This window comes from Melissococcus plutonius ATCC 35311 (assembly GCF_000270185.1).
GTDB classification, from domain to species: domain Bacteria; phylum Bacillota; class Bacilli; order Lactobacillales; family Enterococcaceae; genus Melissococcus; species Melissococcus plutonius.
Genome location: NC_015516.1, coordinates 663,414 through 681,968, shown reverse-complemented (window position 1 = coordinate 681,968; position 18,555 = coordinate 663,414). Strand labels below are relative to the sequence as shown.

Sequence of the window (18,555 nt, the reverse complement as noted above, 5' to 3'; positions counted from 1 at the left end):
ATTTTACTAGGGAGGAATATTCATGGACATCAAAGATTTGCTCGTTAAAGATGCAATGATTATGAATTTAGAAGCAACAACTAAGGAAACTGCAATTGATGAGATGGTTCAAAAGCTCTACGAAACAGGAAGAATTACAGATATTGATAAATATAAAAAAGGAATCTTAGCTCGGGAAGCACAAACATCTACAGGATTAGGGGAAGGCATTGCCATGCCGCATGCAAAAAATAGTGCGGTAAAAGAAGCAACCGTTTTATTTGCCAAAAGTAAAAAGGGTGTTGACTATGCTGCTCTAGATGAGCAACCTGTCTATCTCTTTTTTATGATTGCTGCACCAGAAGGGGCAAATGACACGCATCTACAAGCCTTAGCTGCATTGTCGCGTTTATTAATTGATCCTACTTTTGTTACTAAATTAAAAGAAGCACAAACACCTGATGAAGTTCAATCACTTTTTCAACAAGCTGAAGAAGAAAAGAAAAAAGAAGAAGAACAAGAAAAAAGTAAACAAACAGGTGATACAAAACAAACATCTGATCAAAAACAAAAATATGTTGTTGCTGTCACTGCTTGTCCTACTGGTATTGCTCATACCTATATGGCTGAAGATGCTTTAAAGAAAAAAGCAAAGGAATTAGGTATTCCTATAAAAGTAGAAACAAATGGCTCTGAAGGAGTTAAGAATCGTTTAACAGAAGCAGAAATTCGTCAAGCAGACGGGGTCATTGTCGCTGCAGATAAAAAAGTAGAGATGGATCGTTTTGATGGAAAACCTTTAATCAACTGTCCGGTAAGTGATTGTATTCGGAAACCGGAGGAATTGATTCAATCAGCTATTAATGGAAAGGCACCCATTTTTCATGGAAGTGGTGAAAAATCAGTAAATAATGAGGGTGCTTCTGCAGAAGGTTCTATTGGTTCTCGTATCTATAAGGATTTGATGAATGGCGTTTCACATATGCTTCCATTTGTTATTGGTGGTGGAATTGCAATTGCCCTATCTTTCATGATTGATCAATTTATAGGTGTTCCACATGATCAGTTAAGTCAATTAGGTAAGTATAATCAACCAGCAGCTATTCTAAATGAAATTGGGAATTCTGCTTTTGGATTTATGTTACCTGTTTTTGCTGGATTTATTGCTTCCAGTATTGCTGATCGACCTGGGTTAATTGCAGGTTTTGCAACAGGTGCCTTAGCTATTACAGGTGGCGCTGGATTCTTAGGTGCACTAGTTGGTGGTTTCATGGCTGGTTATGTTATTGTCTTCTTGAAATTCTTATTTAAAAAATTACCAAAATCACTTGATGGTATTAAGACAATTCTCTTCTATCCAGTATTTGGTTTGTTAATTGCTGGTGGGTTAATGTTGCTTGTTAATATCCCTATGAAAATTGTTAATGATGCATTAAATCACTTTTTATTAGGTCTAAACGGGGCTAATGCTGCACTGCTTGGTGCTTTGTTAGCTGGCATGATGGCTATTGATCTTGGTGGTCCTATTAACAAGGCTGCCTATGTATTTGGTACAGCTTCTATTGCTTCAACAATTACTCAAGGTGGTAGTATTGTAATGGCTTCTGTAATGGCTGGTGGGATGGTACCTCCACTTGCAATTTTCTTGTCCACCTTGTTCTTTAAAAATAAATTTACAAAAGATCAAAAAGATGCAGGATTAACAAACTTAGTTATGGGCCTATCTTTTGTTACAGAAGGAGCTATTCCATTTGCTGCTTCTGATCCACTAAGAGTGATTCCAAGCTTTGTGATTGGTTCAGCAATAACTGGAGCATTGGTGGGTAGTTTTGGTATTCGTTTGCTCGCTCCTCACGGTGGCATCTTTGTTGCCTTACTTTTAAATCATCCAATATTATATCTATTATTTGTCTTGGTTGGTGCGGTTATTTCCTCTATTGTTTTAGGTTTTATTAAAAAACCTGTCAAGGAAGCTTAAATATCTGAACTAAAATAAATAATAGTGAATAAACTTTTCAAACTAAAAAGATCATTTGAAAAATCAATCGTTTAAAAACGAAAGATTTCAAATGGTCTTTTTTACTTGTTTAATCAGCAATTATTTTAGGCATGCATATTACAGAATTAAGGGATAGAATTATCAATAATTTTTTTCTATCTTTCTTACACTTTAACTACGAATGTAAATATAATAAAATAATCTTCTATTATTTTCATCTCTGTTTATTTTCAACAATTTCTTCTATATCCATTTTTTCTTTTAGTTGTTCATAATCAGTAAAAACAACTTGCAGATGATTTGTTCCTTTTTTTAAATCAAAACTCGTTGTTTTCTCTTTCTTCTTTATATTTTTTATGGTTGTATCATTGAGTCTGTTATATAACCGATCTAATGGTAAACTTTCAAGTGAAGCTCCAGGCAAATAAAAACGTAAGATAGCCAAAAAAGAATTATATTGTTCATCCAATACATTAATTTCTAAAAATTGACGAATATAAAATTCATAGGCAGCCAAGCCATTATCAATGGCTAATTCAGGATTTAAGACGCGATAATTCATCATCCTTTCTCTTTTCTCATCAATCCATGGAAAATAAGCTTGTGCATTCAATACACCCTTTGTTTGATTTTCAAAATAACTATTGCTTTTTAATTCAAAGCTTTTAATCGCAAAGTAGGTAGCTTGTTTTTTTGTTGTTGGTTGAAATTGATCATTTTGATATTGAATCGTTTGAATAATCGTATCAACAAAAATAAATTCAATATAAGGCTCACGCAAAACACCAATCCCATTTGTCCATGTCAATTGATCAAACCCTAATTGATCTCTAAATAGACGTTGATAAGACAAATTAACTGATTTATCCCAATTAAACGGATCATTATACAAAGTAATTTTTATCCAATCATTCGCTAATTCTTCTACTGCCTGTACTTGTTGAATTTCCTTAAAAATTTGTTTTGGTATCAATTGGTAATAATGTGTAGAGTAATACATCCTCCAACAAGAAGTAAAGCATAAGTCATTATAATATAAATCATAACCTGTTAATTGATTGCAATCTACAATAATTTCCTTTTCTTCGTTATATCTTTTGGGCAATGATTTATATTCATCACTTTCATCGAAAGTTCGTTCTTTAGGATTTTCTGTATTATTAAATAAAAACTCATCAAATGAACGCATATAACCATAAATACCTGATTGTGTTAACCGATCTTCAAAATAATCTTCAATGATAGTTCGATACTCTGTAAAAGTTGTCTTATCTAAAATCGTTTGTTCAACAATTGTTTGCTCTGTTACAGAAAGTTGAAATTCACTAGTTTTACTATTAATTTTTATTTGGATCTCTTTTTGATCAACCAATGAATGAATAAATGCTTGAATGGCAATTAAATCAAATTCTTGTAATTCTCCTTTATTAATACAATAATTTACAGGAGAACTAACAATACGTACAAAAGATAACCAATCCAACAGATTGGTTTTCAATTCATTCAATGTTGGACGGATCAATTGTTTTACTGAATAAAGTTGGTTTGTCTTTTTCAATCTCCTGCCCCTTTTCCTTAAGTATAAGACCTTAATAACTTTTATTTTCATTTTTATTATACTAAGTTAAAGGAAATCTTTTAAATAAAAAGCTGTTATTCAATAGAAAAAACAAATAATACTCAAAATAATCAAAAAATTTCAATATTATAATTGTAATTTAAATGGCTATTATTAATACAATCTGTAGTAAATTCAATCATATAATTTCAAAATTTATGGTCGATGAATGTTATTTGCTAAAATAGTCATTCAACAAAAAGATAAACTATATACTTATAATAATTAATTTTTTAAATAAATCATTTTATCAAGATATCTTTCTTATTCACATTAGAAACGTTGCAACAGGCAATAAAAGAAGCTTAGCTTAACCTATTCAATTTATTCTCTAAATCTATTTATCTGAAATAGATTTGAAGACAAAGAAAAGTTGATGAACATAATATATTCATCAACTTTTCTGTTTAAGCTATTTATTTGAAATTTTTAATTATTTTGTATATTCTTTAACCAATTCAACAACTTCTTCCATTGTGTCACATTCATTCAATGCACGTTCTGAAAGTTCAGTCATTTTCTTAGTATCTAGACGTTTCATTAAACTACGAGTTTTTAAGACAGAGGTTGCACTCATTGAAAACTCATCTAAACCTATTCCCATTAATAGCGGTACAGCTGTTTGATCTCCAGCCATTTCACCACACATACCAGCCCATTTTCCTTCAGCATGTGCTGCCTCAACAACATGCTTCACCAAACGCAGGATTGATGGATTATAAGGTTGGTACAAATAGGAAACGCGTTCATTCATACGATCTGCTGCCATTGTATATTGGATTAAATCATTGGTGCCAATACTGAAAAAGTCTACTTCTTTGGCAAATTTATCTGCCAAAACAGCTGCGGCCGGAATTTCAATCATAATTCCTACCTCAATCGTTTGAGAAACTTCAATACCTTTATTTTCAAGATTTTGTTTTTCTTCTTCAAAAATTGCTTTTGCTTTTCTAAACTCTTTCAATGTCGCTACCATTGGAAACATGATACGTAAATTACCATAAACAGAAGCTCGTAATAAAGCACGTAACTGAGTTCTAAACATATCGTCACCCAAATCAGATAAGCTAATACGTAAAGCTCTGTAACCTAAAAATGGATTCATTTCTTCTGGTAATTTAAGATAAGGAAGTTTCTTATCTCCACCTATATCCATCGTACGAACAACAACTGGTTTTCCATCCATTCCTTCAAGCACAGTCTTATAAGCCGTGTATTGATCATCTTCTGTTGGAAAATCCGATGAATCCATGTATAAAAATTCTGTTCTGTACAGACCAATTGCTTCAGCACCGTTGTTATTTACACCTTCTAAATCTTTTGGTGTACCAATATTAGCAGCTAATTCAAAATGTTTGCCATCAGAAGTGATTGTTTTTTCACTTTTTAATTTTTCCCATTCTGCTTTTTGTTTTTTATAAGCTTTATTTTTATCTTCAAACTCAGCACGTTGTTCAGCTGATGGAGCAAGAATAACATCTCCGTCTATCCCATCTACTGCCAAAAGTTCATTTGCTTTTGCTTTTTGCGTAATTTCTTTTGTTCCAACAATCGCTGGAATCTCAAGAGATCGTGCCATAATTGCTGAATGTGATGTTCTCCCGCCAATATCTGTAACGAAAGCTTTTACAAAATTACGATCCAGCTGTGCAGTGTCACTTGGTGTTAAATCATGGGCAACTACAATTACTTCTTCGTCAATCATAGCTGGACTAGGCAAAGTAACATTTAGAAGATGTGCTAAAATTCGTTTAGCAACATCACGAATGTCAGCTGCCCGCTCTTTCATATAAGCGTTATCTGTCATTCCCTCAAACATGCTAACATACATATCGCTTACTTCTTTTAAAGCTGCTTCAGCATTTATCTTATCCGTTTGAATCTTTTGCTTTATTTGACCTACCATTTCAGGATCTGACAAAACCATCAAATGAGCATCAAAAACTTGGGCTTCAGATTCACCCAAATTTTTTGCTGCCTTATCACGAATAATATTCAATTCTTTTGTTGATTCAGCTAGTGCATCATCCAAACGTTTTTCTTCGGCTTGATTATCACTCACTGTTTTTTTATCAAAAGATAGATCTGGTTGAACAAGCATATAAGCTTTTGCAATAGCAATACCCTCACTAGCTGCAATTCCCGTTAATCTCTCAGACATTATTCTGACAATCCTTCTTTTTTCATTGTATCCATAATAGATGAAATTGCATCCGCTTCATCAGAACCATCAACCGTGATGGTAACGTCAGAGCCTTGACCAACACCTAAAGACATAACACCCATAATAGATTTAAGATTTACTGATTTTCCTTTATATTCTAGATTAATATCAGAATTGAATTTGCTTGCAGTTTGTACCAACAATGTCGCTGGACGTGCATGAATACCTGTTTCTGCTATAATGTGAAATTCTTTCTTTTCCATATAAATCGGTCTCCTTCATAATCATTAAATAATTTTTATGTTAGGGTTTTCTTTTAAGACCGTTTCGTTTTTAATGGTCAATAAAAAGGACCCTTTCAATCACTAAGATTACCATTTTTTTTAAGGATATACAACACTTTTAACTTATTTTAATAAAGGAATAAAAGATTAAAAATTTTAGTTCGTATTTTTATTATACCGATAAATAATTGTGCCATTTAAGCTAGCTTCACCAACAATATTCTTTTTATCTGGCAAATTTTTCCATACTTCTCTAAAAGCTAAAAAGGTATCTGGTGTCACAATGATTTCCTGAATGTCTCCATTTTTTAAAGCAGCAATTTTTTCTTCTATAGAAGTATTTTTATCCATCTTTATTCAATTTTCCCCTCTATATTTTAGTTTCATCTTTTAGGTACTAGTTTAATAAAAAAAATGTGATTTGTCTGCAAAAATTTTATTTTTTCTAAGTTGAAATACTTGCTTCTCTAATGAAAAATGCTATAATAGTTTCAAAGGTCAAAAATGGTCAATGTTGGTTTGACCTTTATGAAATGCAGGAATGTTAGATCATTTTTATCTACCAATCTTACGAGTGAAAGGACGTGTTCTAGTACATGCTTTGTCAAAATTGTAAACAAAATGAAGCAACAATTCATTTATATGCAAATGTTAATGGTCAAAGAAAACAGCTAGACTATTGTCAAAATTGTTATCAAAGATTAAAAGCACAAGCAAATAATAACCAACCAACAATGGGTCCACAAGATCCATTTGGCTTTGGAAGTTTGGATGATTTATACCGTTCGCTATCTCATCAGATGCAACAAGGAGGTATACCAAACGAACCACAAACGCCTCCTACACAATCTGGTGGAAATAACAACAACTTTAATAATGGTCAACCACCAAGAAATAATGGCAACGAAAACGATGGCATGCTTGGTGAATATGGTTTTAATATCACAGAAGCTGCACGGCAAGGAAATATTGATCCTGTTGTTGGGCGTGATCAAGAAATTCAACGTGTTATTGAAGTATTAAATCGTCGAACAAAAAATAATCCAGTTTTAATTGGTGAACCTGGTGTTGGTAAAACGGCAGTTGTAGAAGGTTTAGCTCAAAAAATTATAAATGGGGATGTTCCTCAAAAGTTATTAGGAAAAGAAGTCATTCGTTTAGATGTTGTTTCTCTAGTTCAGGGAACAGGGATTCGAGGTCAGTTTGAAGAAAGAATGCAGAACTTAATTGATGAAGTGACACAATCTGAAAACATCATTCTATTTATTGATGAAGTTCATGAAATTGTTGGCGCTGGTACTGCTGGTGAAGGAAACTTAGATGCCGGAAATATCTTAAAACCGGCACTGGCACGTGGTGATTTACAAATGGTAGGTGCAACTACGCTAAATGAATACCGAGTTATTGAAAAAGATGCAGCATTAGAGCGTCGTTTGCAACCTGTTCGTGTAGATGAACCAACAATTAACGAAACGATTAAGATTCTAAAAGGTCTTCAAAAACGTTATGAAGCTTACCATCATGTAAAATATACAGATGATGCGATTGAGGCAGCTGCTTCATTATCAAATCGTTATATCCAAGATCGTTTCTTACCAGATAAGGCGATTGATTTATTGGATGAATCTGGTTCAAAAATGAATTTAACCATCCATGTAGCTGATCCAAAAACTATTGAAAATAGGTTGACTGAAGCTGAACAACAAAAGCAAAAAGCTTCAGCAGAAGAGGACTTTGAAAAAGCTGCTTACTATAGAGATCAGATTAATAAACTCCAAGCAATGAAAAACCAGCAAGTCAGCGATGAAAAAGCACCAACCATTGACGAAAAGGTTATTGAGGGAATCGTTGAAGAACGAACAGGAATTCCTGTCGGTGAATTAAAAGAAAAAGAAAAGACACAATTGAAGAATTTATCAGATGACTTGAGAGCACATGTTATTGGACAAGATGATGCAGTAGACAGAGTTGCTAAGGCGATTCGACGGAATCGTGTTGGTTTAGGAAAACAAAATCGCCCAATCGGCTCTTTTCTATTTGTTGGACCAACTGGAGTTGGGAAGACCGAATTAGCAAGACAATTGGCTTATGAACTTTTCGGTTCTGATAATTCTATGATTCGTTTCGATATGAGTGAATATATGGAAAAACATAGTGTATCTCGATTAATTGGTTCACCGCCAGGTTATGTTGGTTATGAAGAAGCTGGCCAATTAACAGAACAAATTCGTCGTAATCCATATAGTTTAGTTCTATTAGATGAAGTTGAAAAAGCCCATCCTGATGTTTTACATGTCTTCTTACAAATTTTAGATGATGGAAGATTAACTGATGCTCAAGGTCGTACAGTTAGTTTTAAAGATACCATTATTATCATGACAAGTAATGCTGGTAGTGGAAAGATTGAAGCCAATGTAGGATTTGGAGCAGCAAGAGAGGGAATTACACGTTCTGTACTTGGGCAATTAAATAATTTCTTTACACCTGAATTTTTAAATCGTTTCGATGGTATCATTGAATTTAAGTCGTTAGACAAGAAGGACCTACTAACAATTGTCAGTTTAATGTTAGATGACGTCAATTGTTCGCTTGAACATCAAAAATTAAATATCACAATTCCTAAAAATGTTAAAGAAAAATTAGTTGATCTTGGTTATAATCCGGCAATGGGTGCTCGTCCACTAAGACGAATTGTACAAGAACAAATTGAAGACGGTATTGCAGAATACTATTTAGAATATCCAGATGTTCAGGAATTAGAAGCCAAACTAGATAAAGATAAAAATATCGTTATCACGAAAAAAGAATCAAAAGCAAAAAAAGCAACGGCTGACCTAAAAAATTCGACAAATAATCAAACAGATGAAACAAAATCCTAAGCAACTAAGGAATAGAAAATATTTCTATTGAAAAATTTATTAAATAAATTTTTCAATAGATTTTTTTCTTTCAAAAACTTATTAATAATGAAATTATTTTATTAAAAGTGCTCTATTACAAACAAAGTAAATGAAAAATAAATAGCCTATCTTCAAAAATAGGTGTTTTTTGAAGGTAGGCTATTTTAAATAAAATAGATTTTTCCTAAATAAGAATTAAATTATTCGTATTTGGTTAGTCATTGTATAGATTGCGAATTGGTGTCATAATAATTCGATTAAGATCATTTATCACAGTACTTAATGCCTGCTCTTTTTGCATCAATTTATCAACTATTTCTGTAGCTTGTATTTTTGTTGCTAATTCTTGTGCTTTGGTTGTCTCTTCTTCAGTAAATTCTTCCCCACTCATTTGTTTCTCTTGTAATTTTTGTTGAAATTCTTGAAATTCTTTAAACAACCCATAGGCGTCTTCATCTGCTTGCATTTCACTATAAGTCTCTTTTAATGCTTTAAATTCAGCTAATTCATAAATCTCTTTTTCAAGTTGATTCGCTGTATCATAAATATTATTCACAAGATTTCCTCATTTCTAATCGTTTTCTTTATTTTATCATTCCATAAGAAGTTTTTAAACTAATTATTGTCCCAAAAAGCCACCAATCACATCTTTGACTTTATCTTTTGCTTTATTTAGCTTGTCATCTATCTGTTCACCAAAATTCTCTTTGACTTTACCTTTAATATCTTTTACACCTTCTTTTACCCTATCTCCGATATTTTTTACATCCTCTTTCCACTCATCATTATTAATACTATCATCTTCATCCGCAGCTGAAACCATCTTGCCATGGGTCGTATAAGCATCTGCAACATCAAAAGATGCTTGTTTGGTATGCGGTAAAATTCCACTTGCCTGACTATTAAATACAGTAGAAGCATAGGTCGCACTGCTACCTTCAAGATAATGTGATTTATCGGTTTTTTCAAAACCTAACCATGTGGCAATAACGACTTCTGGTGTATATCCAATGACCCATTGATCATTTGTTTTACTACTGTCAAAGCTCGTTTCAGTTGTTCCTGTTTTTCCAGCCATTTTGTAACCAGCCGGTGCAGCATGAACGCCACTACCTGAGCTGAAAACACCTAGTAACATGCTATTGATTTCATCCGCTACATCTTTGGTAATCACTTGTTCTTTTTTGACCTTTTTATTATCTTCAACAACTGCACCGGTTGAGTCTACAATTTTTGTTACCAGATGGGGTGTAACCTTCTCCCCCTCGTTAGCAAAGGCAGTATAAGCTCCTGCCATCGTGATCGGTGAGACACCTTTATTTAATCCACCTAGAGCTAACCCATAATAGCGATCTTTTTCTGTCAATGGTATGCCAAATTTTTCTGTTTTGCTATAGCCTTTATCTATCCCAATTTTATGTAGCAACCAAACTGCAGGTAAATTTAAGCTCTCTCCTAAAGCTTGATACATCGGTACTTCATTGCTATACGTTCGACTATAATTCTGTGCGGGATAATAGCTTTGCGGAAGATCTTCTAAAATACTATCTGGTTTATAACCAGCCTCTAAAGCAGGCGTATAAACTGAGATTGGCTTAAGTGAAGAACCTGGTAGTCGTTTCCCCTGTGTGGCATAATTAAATCCACGATAAACATGCTCTCCTCTACCACCTACAATTGCTTGGACTCCTCCCGTTTTAGGGTCAACAGCCACAGAACCACTCTGTACCATTGCTCCATCTGCTGCATTTTCTGGAAATAAAGTATTATTTGCATAGGTTGTATCCATTGCTTTTTGATAATTTGTATTCAAAGAAGTATAGATCTTATAACCATTATTCAGTAGATCTTCTTCTTTGATATTATAATTATTAACAATTTCATCAATGACTGCATCAAAATAATAAGGATATCGGTAATCGGAAGTTGATTCTGTATAATCATCTCTTAATAATGTTGCTAAATTCGTTGTAGCTTCGCTATCTGCTTCTTTTTGAGCCAATTTGCCATTATAAACCATTAACTGCAATACAGTATTTCGTCTATGATTGGCATTTTCTGGGTAGTCAATTGGGTTATAGATGTTAGGTCCTTTAAGCATTCCTATCAATGTTGCTGCCTCACCAGGTGTTACTTCATTAGCACTAACACCAAAATATTTATGTGCAGCATCCTCTACACCCCAGACACCATTACCAAAATAAGATTTATTCAAATACATCGCCAATATGTCTTTTTTAGAATAATGTTTTTCAATTTCAATGGATAAAAATAATTCACGGGCCTTCCGATCAAGGGTTTGTTCTTGTGTTAAGTAAGCATTCTTTGCTAATTGTTGTGTAATAGTACTTCCGCCACCTCCACCAATCTTACCAAAGGTTAGTTTCCCAATAATAGCTCGACCAATCCCTGATAAATCATACCCATGGTGCTGATAGAAATTACGATCTTCTGTAGAAATTAATGCATTTTGTATATAAGGAGAGATATGATTTAATTCTACATAGGTTCCTTTTTGCCCAAATAATTTTCCAGCATTCTGACCATCTTCATCATAAACTACTGTTGATTGACTTAATCCAGATTTTAATGTATCCACATTTGCTGATTTAGCTAAATAAAATAGATAAACACTAACAGCCAATAAAGTGATTAATCCTAATAATAAAATAATTTTATTAATTTGATATTTTTTCCAAATTCGTTTTCTAAAATGATGTAGCCTTAATAAATAAGGGAGTATCCATTGCCAAAAACGAATTAATCCATGGTAAATTTTATTAAAAATTTCTTTTTTATCCATTCTATTCCCTCTTAAATAAACAATATTTCTTACGATAGTTCTATTTGTTTTGCTTATATTTTAAAAATTTGCACTTATTAAGTATCATTAAAACAATCAGAATTCTCGTTAAATACTAAGTTTAGCATAGTTTTCTGCCTTTTTTATTTAAGAATTAGTAAAAAACTTAAAAAATAGCAACCTTTTCCTAATTATTTTATTAACTAATGTTTATTCGTTAATTTAAGCAAACTTAATTAAAAGTTTTCTTTTTTATTTTACTATTTTAATGATACAAAGTATAGAAAGAGTTGGATAATGACAATTGAACAAAAAAGATAACTATAAATAAAATTTATAGTTATCTTTTTTGTTCATAGAATAAACATTAACTGCTTTGGTAACGCATTAAGATTATCTAAAATTACAAGTAACCGTTATACCAGTATTTCCTATTTTTATAGTTAATTCTTTTCTGTATCTTTTATTCAGGTATCTATTTAATAAATAGAGGACAGCTATTTTACTACCAATAGTGAATAAACGATCTTGTCTTTATTGTATTTCTATTCGTTTATTTGCCTGATCAGCTTTTTCACTTTTAGGTAGGTGTATCGTTAAGACCCCATCTTTATAGGTTGCCTGAATGTCATCTTCATTAATATTTTTTAGCATAAATTGACGTTGCTGTGTTGACATTGCACGCTCTCTACGAATGTAATTTCCAGAACGATCCTCGCTATTTGTGTTAAACTTTGCTATAATGGTTAAAATATTCTTATCATAATCTAATTGTAAGTCTTCCTTATTAAACCCTGGTAAATCAGCTTTTACAGTATATTCATTAGCCATTTCTTGAACATCTACATTAAATGAAGTATCCTGCCAAAAATCTCTGAATGCTCTTCCAAAGAAATCATCGGTTATAAAATTTCGGTCATTAGGTACAATATTAGCCATAATTATTCCTTCTTTCCTAGATTTTTAGATTTATTATGATTGATACTATTTTTACTGTAATCGCATTTTTAGATTCCGTCAATTAAAATGAAGAGTAGAAAATTTAAGAACCTTTTCTCTATTAATCCTTTTCTATACCTTGTTATATTAAATTAATTTATATAAAGGAAGATGTTTATGCATTTTACAATAACATTACCGGCTGACTCACCTACACTTACTATTCGTGATTTACTTGAAAAAGAATGGTTGATTCCCAGAAAGGTCCGTCACTTTTTAAGAATTAGAAAAAATGTATTATTAAACAATCAGCCAGTTTTATTTCATCAAACAGTTTCAGCAAATGATCAGATTACTTTAAAATTCGAAAAAGAAGATTATCAAATACCCACGATTCATGCTGGAAATAGCAAGCTTGTACATGTTTTATTCGAAGATGAACATCTCATTATTATTAATAAACCAGTTGGAATGAAAACACATCCAAATCAGCCAGATGAAAATGATACTCTCCTAAATCATCTGACGGCTTATTTAAAACCAAAGCAACAAATTCCTTATGTTGTACATCGTTTAGATAAGGAAACAAGTGGCGCTATTTTATTTGCTAAAAATCCATTTGTTTTACCTATTCTGGGAAGAATGCTTGAAAAAAAACAAATATATCGCTGTTATCAAGCAATCGTCGATGGGATTGTATTAAAGAATACTTGGACAATTACCAAGAAAATAGGTAGAGATCGACATGATCGTAGGAAACGAATCATTGATTCAAAACATGGAATGATCGCTATTACACATATTCAAAAAGCCTTTACACTGACGCAAGAAAATAAAACTGCTCTTTTATGTAGATTAGAAACTGGCAGAACGCACCAAATACGCGTTCATCTGGCAAATGCCGGATTTCCTATTATTGGTGATCCTCTATATAATACAAACAAAACAGGAAATAACAAGCGACTAATGCTTCATGCTTATGAATTACATATCAAACACCCTTTCTCCAAACAAGCGATTGTAGCTATTGCTACACACGGTTTATGGTAACTAATTATACTAAAATAAAACATCTTTACCTATTCAAAAATGATTACTTTCATTTATTCACAAAAAATAGACGATATGAACTGTTAGCTAATAAGCTATTCATATCGTCTATTTTACATTGCCTTTTTCTATAAGAGCTATAACAATCTATCGGTTCTCGCTTATAGTTGACTATTAAGTGATCTAATAATCAAACTGGCGATAGTAACGACGAATAACCATTGGATGTCGGTTTAAATGCTCAACATGAGCATCAATTCGTTGAGTAACACAATGCATGATTAAATGGGACAAACGTTCTCTGTATTTTTCACTGATTCCAGCTAATTCATATTCTTTTGAATCAATAATAGTATAGTTTCCACAAATTTTTGGCAATAAATTTGCCACACGTTCTGCTAATGGTCGTTGTTCGTCTTCACCAATAAATAAAGTAACAGGCGTTGTTTCATCTATAATTTCTAACGTACCATGTAAAAATTCAGCTGCATGAATAGATTTTGATCTTAACCAACTCTGTTCTTCCCAATAACACATCGCATAAGAATAAACAGCTCCCCACTGACTTCCTGCACCAATAAAGTAATGCATGGCATCATGTCGATGATTTTCTGCAAATGTTAATCCAAATTGATCAGCAGACTTCTCAACTTCAACAAGTGCAACAGCAAGATGTTCTTCTAATTCGTTGTAATATTGTTGATATTCATCAAATTCACCATGGTTAAACATTAACCGATCAGCAACCATAAAAAATTTTAACTGTTCATTTTCTGGATAAGAAATTAAATAATCACAAGAAGTTGCTAATGGACTATCCTCTTTGTCCACAAAGCCAACAATACGTGCACCTACTTTTTTTATTTCTTTTACTGCATGCACGACTTCTTCTGTACTACCTGTCACAGAAGAGAGAATAACAACTGACTTTTCGGTCAACTGTTTATTTACAGTTGTATAATATTCTGCGGCATGTTGAACATAAGCTGGCAAATTACTTTTAGCATTAAGATAGGTGACTACTTGCATACTTGAAGCATAGGTGCCACCAATTCCTAGGTAAAAAATATGGTCAAACCCTTCATGGTAAATTTTATCTACAATTGTTTCTACTTCCTTTCTTAGCTTTAAAGCACCATTCACATGATTAATTTGTTTTGTTTCATCAAATTTTAGCATCTTTTTTTCTCCTTTTAGGTTCATTTATAATTTACTTTTTAATTTTTGATCGAAATCTGAAAAAATTGGTTTTGCTAAATCAATACCTTTTCCTTCAGCAATTTTATAGGCAAGATATTGAATCGGAATAACTAATAATAATGGTGTTAACTTGTCAGGTATTTCTTGAAATTTAGCATTTATTAATTTTTCTTGAGATAATTGAATTGTATAACAAGCTGAAACATGATCTGTCATATAATTTTTTAAATCATTTAAACGCTGATTTTCTATCTTTCCATTTCCCTCAATAAAAAATAGCATATGTTCTTGATTAGCTTCTAGATAAGGACCATGCATATAGGCCTCTAATTCAAATCCTTGAGAAGGTTTACGAACCGTTTCTGTAAATTTTGTTTCAAATTCCTTCGCAGTTCCCCAATTAGGACCATAACCAATTGCAATAAAGCGATTACCATTAATTAACTCTTTTTCATATTTACCAAAAAAGGATTCAGCAAAAGCTATACTGTTTTTTATGTTAAGAAGTACTTTTTTTAATTGTACTAATTCTTCTTGTTTAGCTTTTTCATTAATATAGTCTGTTGAAATTCCAATAACCAAAGAAATTAACATTAAATTTAGAACTGTTGCAGTATAACCTTTTGTAACAAAACCAACTTTTTCTTCTCCACAGTTTAATAAAATTACCTTATCTGCGATTTTTGTAATTGGACTTTCCTTTTCATTTGTTAATACTAAGATCTGAACACAGTCGATATTTTGTATTTTTTCTAATGCTTGAATCGTTGAAGCGCTTCGCCCTCCTTGTGAGACAGCAATTACAAGATCGACTTGAGGATCTAATTTACCATAATGGGTAAACTGATAAGGTTCTTGAATATCAATAAATAGATTTGCTGTTTTTTCCATATAATATTTTGCTGCTAAACAAGCATTAAAAGAAGAACCTGTCGCCAAAATTAGACAATGCCTAACCTGTTTAAATATTGGCTGTTTTTCTTTATCAAATTCTTCTAAAATTCTCATTAATACACTGGGTTCTTCGTTGATATAATCTAACATTGTTGTCATTTTCTTTCTCCTTTTAAAAAATACCAATCCAAGCACCAAGGATACCTACAACCGCCATTCCACCTAAAATTACCAAAGGTTTTACTTCTTTTTTGAGCAAATAAAACACAATACCAAAAGAAGCAAGAGAAAGCATCTTAGGTAGGATATCATCAAGAATACTTTGAATTTTTACTATATTGTTTCCACTCCCTATCTTTAAAGGGATTGTAATATCAATCATAGATGCGGTCATCCCACCAACGACCATCAAACCAAGAATTGAAGCACCTAACATTAAACTTTCCATCATGCCATTTGTTTGCATTTTTTTTAAAAGATCTGTACCCAAACGATATCCCCAATTCATACAAAAATAACGTAAAAGAATATGAGGAATATTGAAAATTAATAAAAATAGAATGGGACCTAAAATATTTCCTTGTAAAGCTAGTGAAGTTCCTACGCCTGTTGCAATCAATCGCAAGGTTCCCCAGAAAAATGAACCACCAAGACCAGCCAATGGTCCCATCAAGGAAGTTTTAATACTATCAATTGCTGTAATATCAAAATCGTCATCCAAGTAATTTTCTTCTTCCATCGCAGCATTGATACCTAAGATGAAGGTAACAATATGTGGTGTTGTATTAAAAAAGGTTAAATGGCGTTTTAAGGCATCAGCCATACTTGATTTTGTTGTATAAAGTTTTTTTAGCACAGGCATTAAGGCATAAACATAAGCCATATTCATTTGTCTCTCATAATTCCAAGAAAATTCCATTTGAAAAGAACGCCAAAAGACTTTATTTAACTCTTTTTTTGTTAATTGATTTTCTTTCTTAGAAGTCTTCATCATCGTCAATTTCCGCCCCACTTTCTGCTTGCAACTGGCTTTGTTGCTTCATCTTTATATTTGTTAAATTAACAATAATTATGGCTAAGATAGCGCCAAAAATAGCAATACCAGTGATTGGAATTTTTAGATAAGCAACCAATGCAAATCCTAAAAAGAAATAGGGAACGACTGTTTTATTAATCAGTAATCTTGCTAACATTGCAAAGCCTAAAGCTGGAATAATACCTGTTGCTACGGTCAATCCATGCTGAATAAATTTTGGAATCATATCTAATAATTGCTTGACTGTTTGACTACCTACTGAAAAAGAGATTCCAACAATTAATGCAAGAAGCAATGACATTCCAAATCCAGCAATTAAATGCATCGCTTCAACCCCTTTATAATTACCTTCTTTTGCATAGCGATCTGCACGATTGTTCATAATAGGAATACATAAACCCATATAAATATTTTTTATGATAAGTGTTAATGTTGCAATAGGTAATCCTAACAATAAAGCGGTTTCTGTCCCGGCACCAGCTGTGATGGCGAAAGCGGTTCCCAAAATTCCCCCGGTAACAACATCTGGTGGAATAGAAGCGCCAACTGAAAACGAACCAATAAAAGCTAATTCTAGAGTCGCTCCCATAATAACTCCTGTTTTAACATCTCCCAGTACAATTCCTGTAAACAAACCAGTAACCAGTGGTCTAGATAACAAGGATGTGCCTAAAGCGTATTCTGATTGTGCAATAAAGGCAACAATTCCTAGTAAAACTGCTTGTAAAATCATCCAACTTTCCTCTTTTCTATTCTAACAAATCAATCGCCATAGCTTTATGCTCACCTGGTACTTGTCGGATTTCTACTTCAATTCCCTTTTCAGTTAATTCTTTAACCATTGTTTCTTCTTCTGGCAAAATATTAATTGCTTTAGAAATATTACGCGTACCTTCACGTGTCTTCATTCCGCCTAGATTAATCTGCTCAATCGCTGGACAATTCATAGCTAATTTATACGCATCTGAGACAGATTCTACGACAATAAATAATTTATATTTATCAGTGATACCACTTTGCAAAGCTTGAATAGATTCTTCAATTGTTTTTATTACCAATTTTACTCCCTGAGGTTTTGCTAGTTTAATAGTTGTCTTACGAATATCATTCTTAGGAACATCGTCATTTGCAATTAAAATGCAGTCTGCACCCAATCCCTGAGTCCAAGAAAAAGCAACCTGACCATGCAGTAACCGATGATCAACACGTAGTAATTGAATCATTTTTTTCCCTCCTGATTTAATTAAAATTCATCTTCTTCTAACTTGTTATTAACTTGTTCATTACAATAGCATAATGATTGTCTGGTATTTGCCAAGGCTAATCGAATTAGATCTGCTGTATCTTTTTCTGGATTACTTTCTGTTAGTAACAATAATTCAATAATTAATGGTAAGTTCATGCCTGCAACTAAATGAATATTGGGTCTTTTTAAAAATTTACTAAATTCATTATTTACACTCCCACCAAAAATATCTGTTAAAACAATAATTTCTTTTTCACTATTTTGTTCCAATAATTGTTGAATACGTTCCGTAATATCACTTTCATCCACGTAAGCATTCAATTGCTGAATATTTTTCTGCTCACCAAGAATTAATGTTAAAGAATTGTAGATTCCTTCTGCAAAATTTCCATGACTGGCTAATATGAATACCCTTTCCAAATAATTCACCTCTCTTCTTTACA

General features: G+C 32.5%; 16 protein-coding genes. 3 read left to right on the top strand and 13 right to left on the bottom strand.

The window, feature by feature from the left end; all coding sequences use genetic code 11:
* Nucleotides 1–22: 22 nt before the first annotated feature.
* A complete protein-coding gene (locus MPTP_RS02880; RefSeq protein ID WP_013773561.1) occupies nucleotides 23–1,957 on the top strand; it encodes a PTS fructose transporter subunit IIABC in 1,935 nt (644 codons plus the stop codon).
* Nucleotides 1,958–2,192: 235 nt separating this feature from the next.
* On the opposite strand, the gene MPTP_RS02875 is transcribed toward MPTP_RS02880, so the two are convergent.
* From MPTP_RS02875 to MPTP_RS02860, 4 genes are all read right to left on the bottom strand, one after another.
* The gene (locus MPTP_RS02875) at nucleotides 2,193–3,536 is read right to left on the bottom strand and encodes a hypothetical protein (RefSeq protein ID WP_013773560.1); all 1,344 of its coding nucleotides are present in this window, start codon (nucleotides 3,534–3,536) and stop codon (nucleotides 2,193–2,195) included.
* A gap of 493 nt (nucleotides 3,537–4,029) precedes the next feature.
* Nucleotides 4,030–5,757, bottom strand: a complete 1,728-nt coding sequence (ptsP, locus tag MPTP_RS02870) for a phosphoenolpyruvate--protein phosphotransferase (protein ID WP_013773559.1) — start codon at nucleotides 5,755–5,757, stop codon at nucleotides 4,030–4,032.
* Nucleotides 5,757–6,023: a phosphocarrier protein HPr gene (locus MPTP_RS02865; protein ID WP_013773558.1), complete on the bottom strand. Its 267-nt coding sequence runs from the start codon at nucleotides 6,021–6,023 to the stop codon at nucleotides 5,757–5,759. Before MPTP_RS02865 ends, ptsP begins: the two co-directional genes overlap by 1 nt.
* Nucleotides 6,024–6,200: 177 nt before the next feature.
* Nucleotides 6,201–6,395 carry a hypothetical protein gene (locus MPTP_RS02860; protein ID WP_013773557.1) on the bottom strand — a complete coding sequence of 65 codons (195 nt, stop codon included), beginning with the start codon at nucleotides 6,393–6,395 and terminating at the stop codon, nucleotides 6,201–6,203.
* 245 nt (nucleotides 6,396–6,640) lie between these two features.
* Here MPTP_RS02860 and MPTP_RS02855 point away from each other — a divergent pair, with 245 nt between their 5' ends.
* A complete protein-coding gene (locus tag MPTP_RS02855; protein ID WP_013773556.1) occupies nucleotides 6,641–8,923 on the top strand; it encodes an ATP-dependent Clp protease ATP-binding subunit in 2,283 nt (760 codons plus the stop codon).
* A gap of 235 nt (nucleotides 8,924–9,158) precedes the next feature.
* Here the strand turns inward: MPTP_RS02855 and MPTP_RS02850 are convergent, their stop codons facing one another.
* The 3 genes from MPTP_RS02850 to MPTP_RS02840 all read right to left on the bottom strand — a co-directional run bounded on the left by MPTP_RS02850 (nucleotide 9,159) and on the right by MPTP_RS02840 (nucleotide 12,686).
* Nucleotides 9,159–9,500, bottom strand: coding sequence for a YlbF/YmcA family competence regulator (locus MPTP_RS02850; protein WP_013773555.1), 342 nt, complete (start codon nucleotides 9,498–9,500; stop codon nucleotides 9,159–9,161).
* A 63-nt stretch (nucleotides 9,501–9,563) separates the two neighbouring features.
* Nucleotides 9,564–11,747 carry a PBP1A family penicillin-binding protein gene (locus MPTP_RS02845; protein WP_013773554.1) on the bottom strand — a complete coding sequence of 728 codons (2,184 nt, stop codon included), beginning with the start codon at nucleotides 11,745–11,747 and terminating at the stop codon, nucleotides 9,564–9,566.
* 534 nt (nucleotides 11,748–12,281) lie between these two features.
* On the bottom strand, nucleotides 12,282–12,686 hold the full coding sequence (locus MPTP_RS02840; RefSeq protein WP_013773553.1) for an Hsp20/alpha crystallin family protein: 405 nt from the start codon (nucleotides 12,684–12,686) through the stop codon (nucleotides 12,282–12,284).
* Nucleotides 12,687–12,863: 177 nt separating this feature from the next.
* Here MPTP_RS02840 and MPTP_RS02835 point away from each other — a divergent pair, with 177 nt between their 5' ends.
* Nucleotides 12,864–13,736, top strand: a complete 873-nt coding sequence (locus tag MPTP_RS02835) for an RluA family pseudouridine synthase (protein WP_013773552.1) — start codon at nucleotides 12,864–12,866, stop codon at nucleotides 13,734–13,736.
* A 183-nt stretch (nucleotides 13,737–13,919) separates the two neighbouring features.
* Here MPTP_RS02835 and MPTP_RS02830 read toward each other — a convergent pair whose 3' ends face one another.
* Genes MPTP_RS02830 through MPTP_RS02805 form a run of 6 tightly spaced genes read right to left on the bottom strand, consistent with a single transcriptional unit; the run spans nucleotide 13,920 to nucleotide 18,541 of the window.
* Nucleotides 13,920–14,915 carry an SIS domain-containing protein gene (locus MPTP_RS02830; RefSeq protein ID WP_013773551.1) on the bottom strand — a complete coding sequence of 332 codons (996 nt, stop codon included), beginning with the start codon at nucleotides 14,913–14,915 and terminating at the stop codon, nucleotides 13,920–13,922.
* Between the two features lie 24 nt (nucleotides 14,916–14,939).
* A complete protein-coding gene (locus tag MPTP_RS02825; RefSeq protein ID WP_013773550.1) occupies nucleotides 14,940–15,989 on the bottom strand; it encodes an SIS domain-containing protein in 1,050 nt (349 codons plus the stop codon).
* A 13-nt stretch (nucleotides 15,990–16,002) separates the two neighbouring features.
* Nucleotides 16,003–16,824, bottom strand: a complete 822-nt coding sequence (locus MPTP_RS02820) for a PTS system mannose/fructose/sorbose family transporter subunit IID (RefSeq protein WP_013773549.1) — start codon at nucleotides 16,822–16,824, stop codon at nucleotides 16,003–16,005.
* Entirely contained in the window at nucleotides 16,808–17,599 is a 792-nt protein-coding gene (locus tag MPTP_RS02815) for a PTS mannose/fructose/sorbose/N-acetylgalactosamine transporter subunit IIC (protein ID WP_013773548.1), read from the bottom strand. The genes MPTP_RS02820 and MPTP_RS02815 overlap by 17 nt, the downstream gene beginning before the upstream one ends.
* A gap of 16 nt (nucleotides 17,600–17,615) precedes the next feature.
* Nucleotides 17,616–18,089 carry a PTS sugar transporter subunit IIB gene (locus MPTP_RS02810; protein ID WP_013773547.1) on the bottom strand — a complete coding sequence of 158 codons (474 nt, stop codon included), beginning with the start codon at nucleotides 18,087–18,089 and terminating at the stop codon, nucleotides 17,616–17,618.
* A 20-nt stretch (nucleotides 18,090–18,109) separates the two neighbouring features.
* Nucleotides 18,110–18,541 carry a PTS sugar transporter subunit IIA gene (locus MPTP_RS02805; RefSeq protein WP_231849658.1) on the bottom strand — a complete coding sequence of 144 codons (432 nt, stop codon included), beginning with the start codon at nucleotides 18,539–18,541 and terminating at the stop codon, nucleotides 18,110–18,112.
* Nucleotides 18,542–18,555 lie beyond the last annotated feature (14 nt).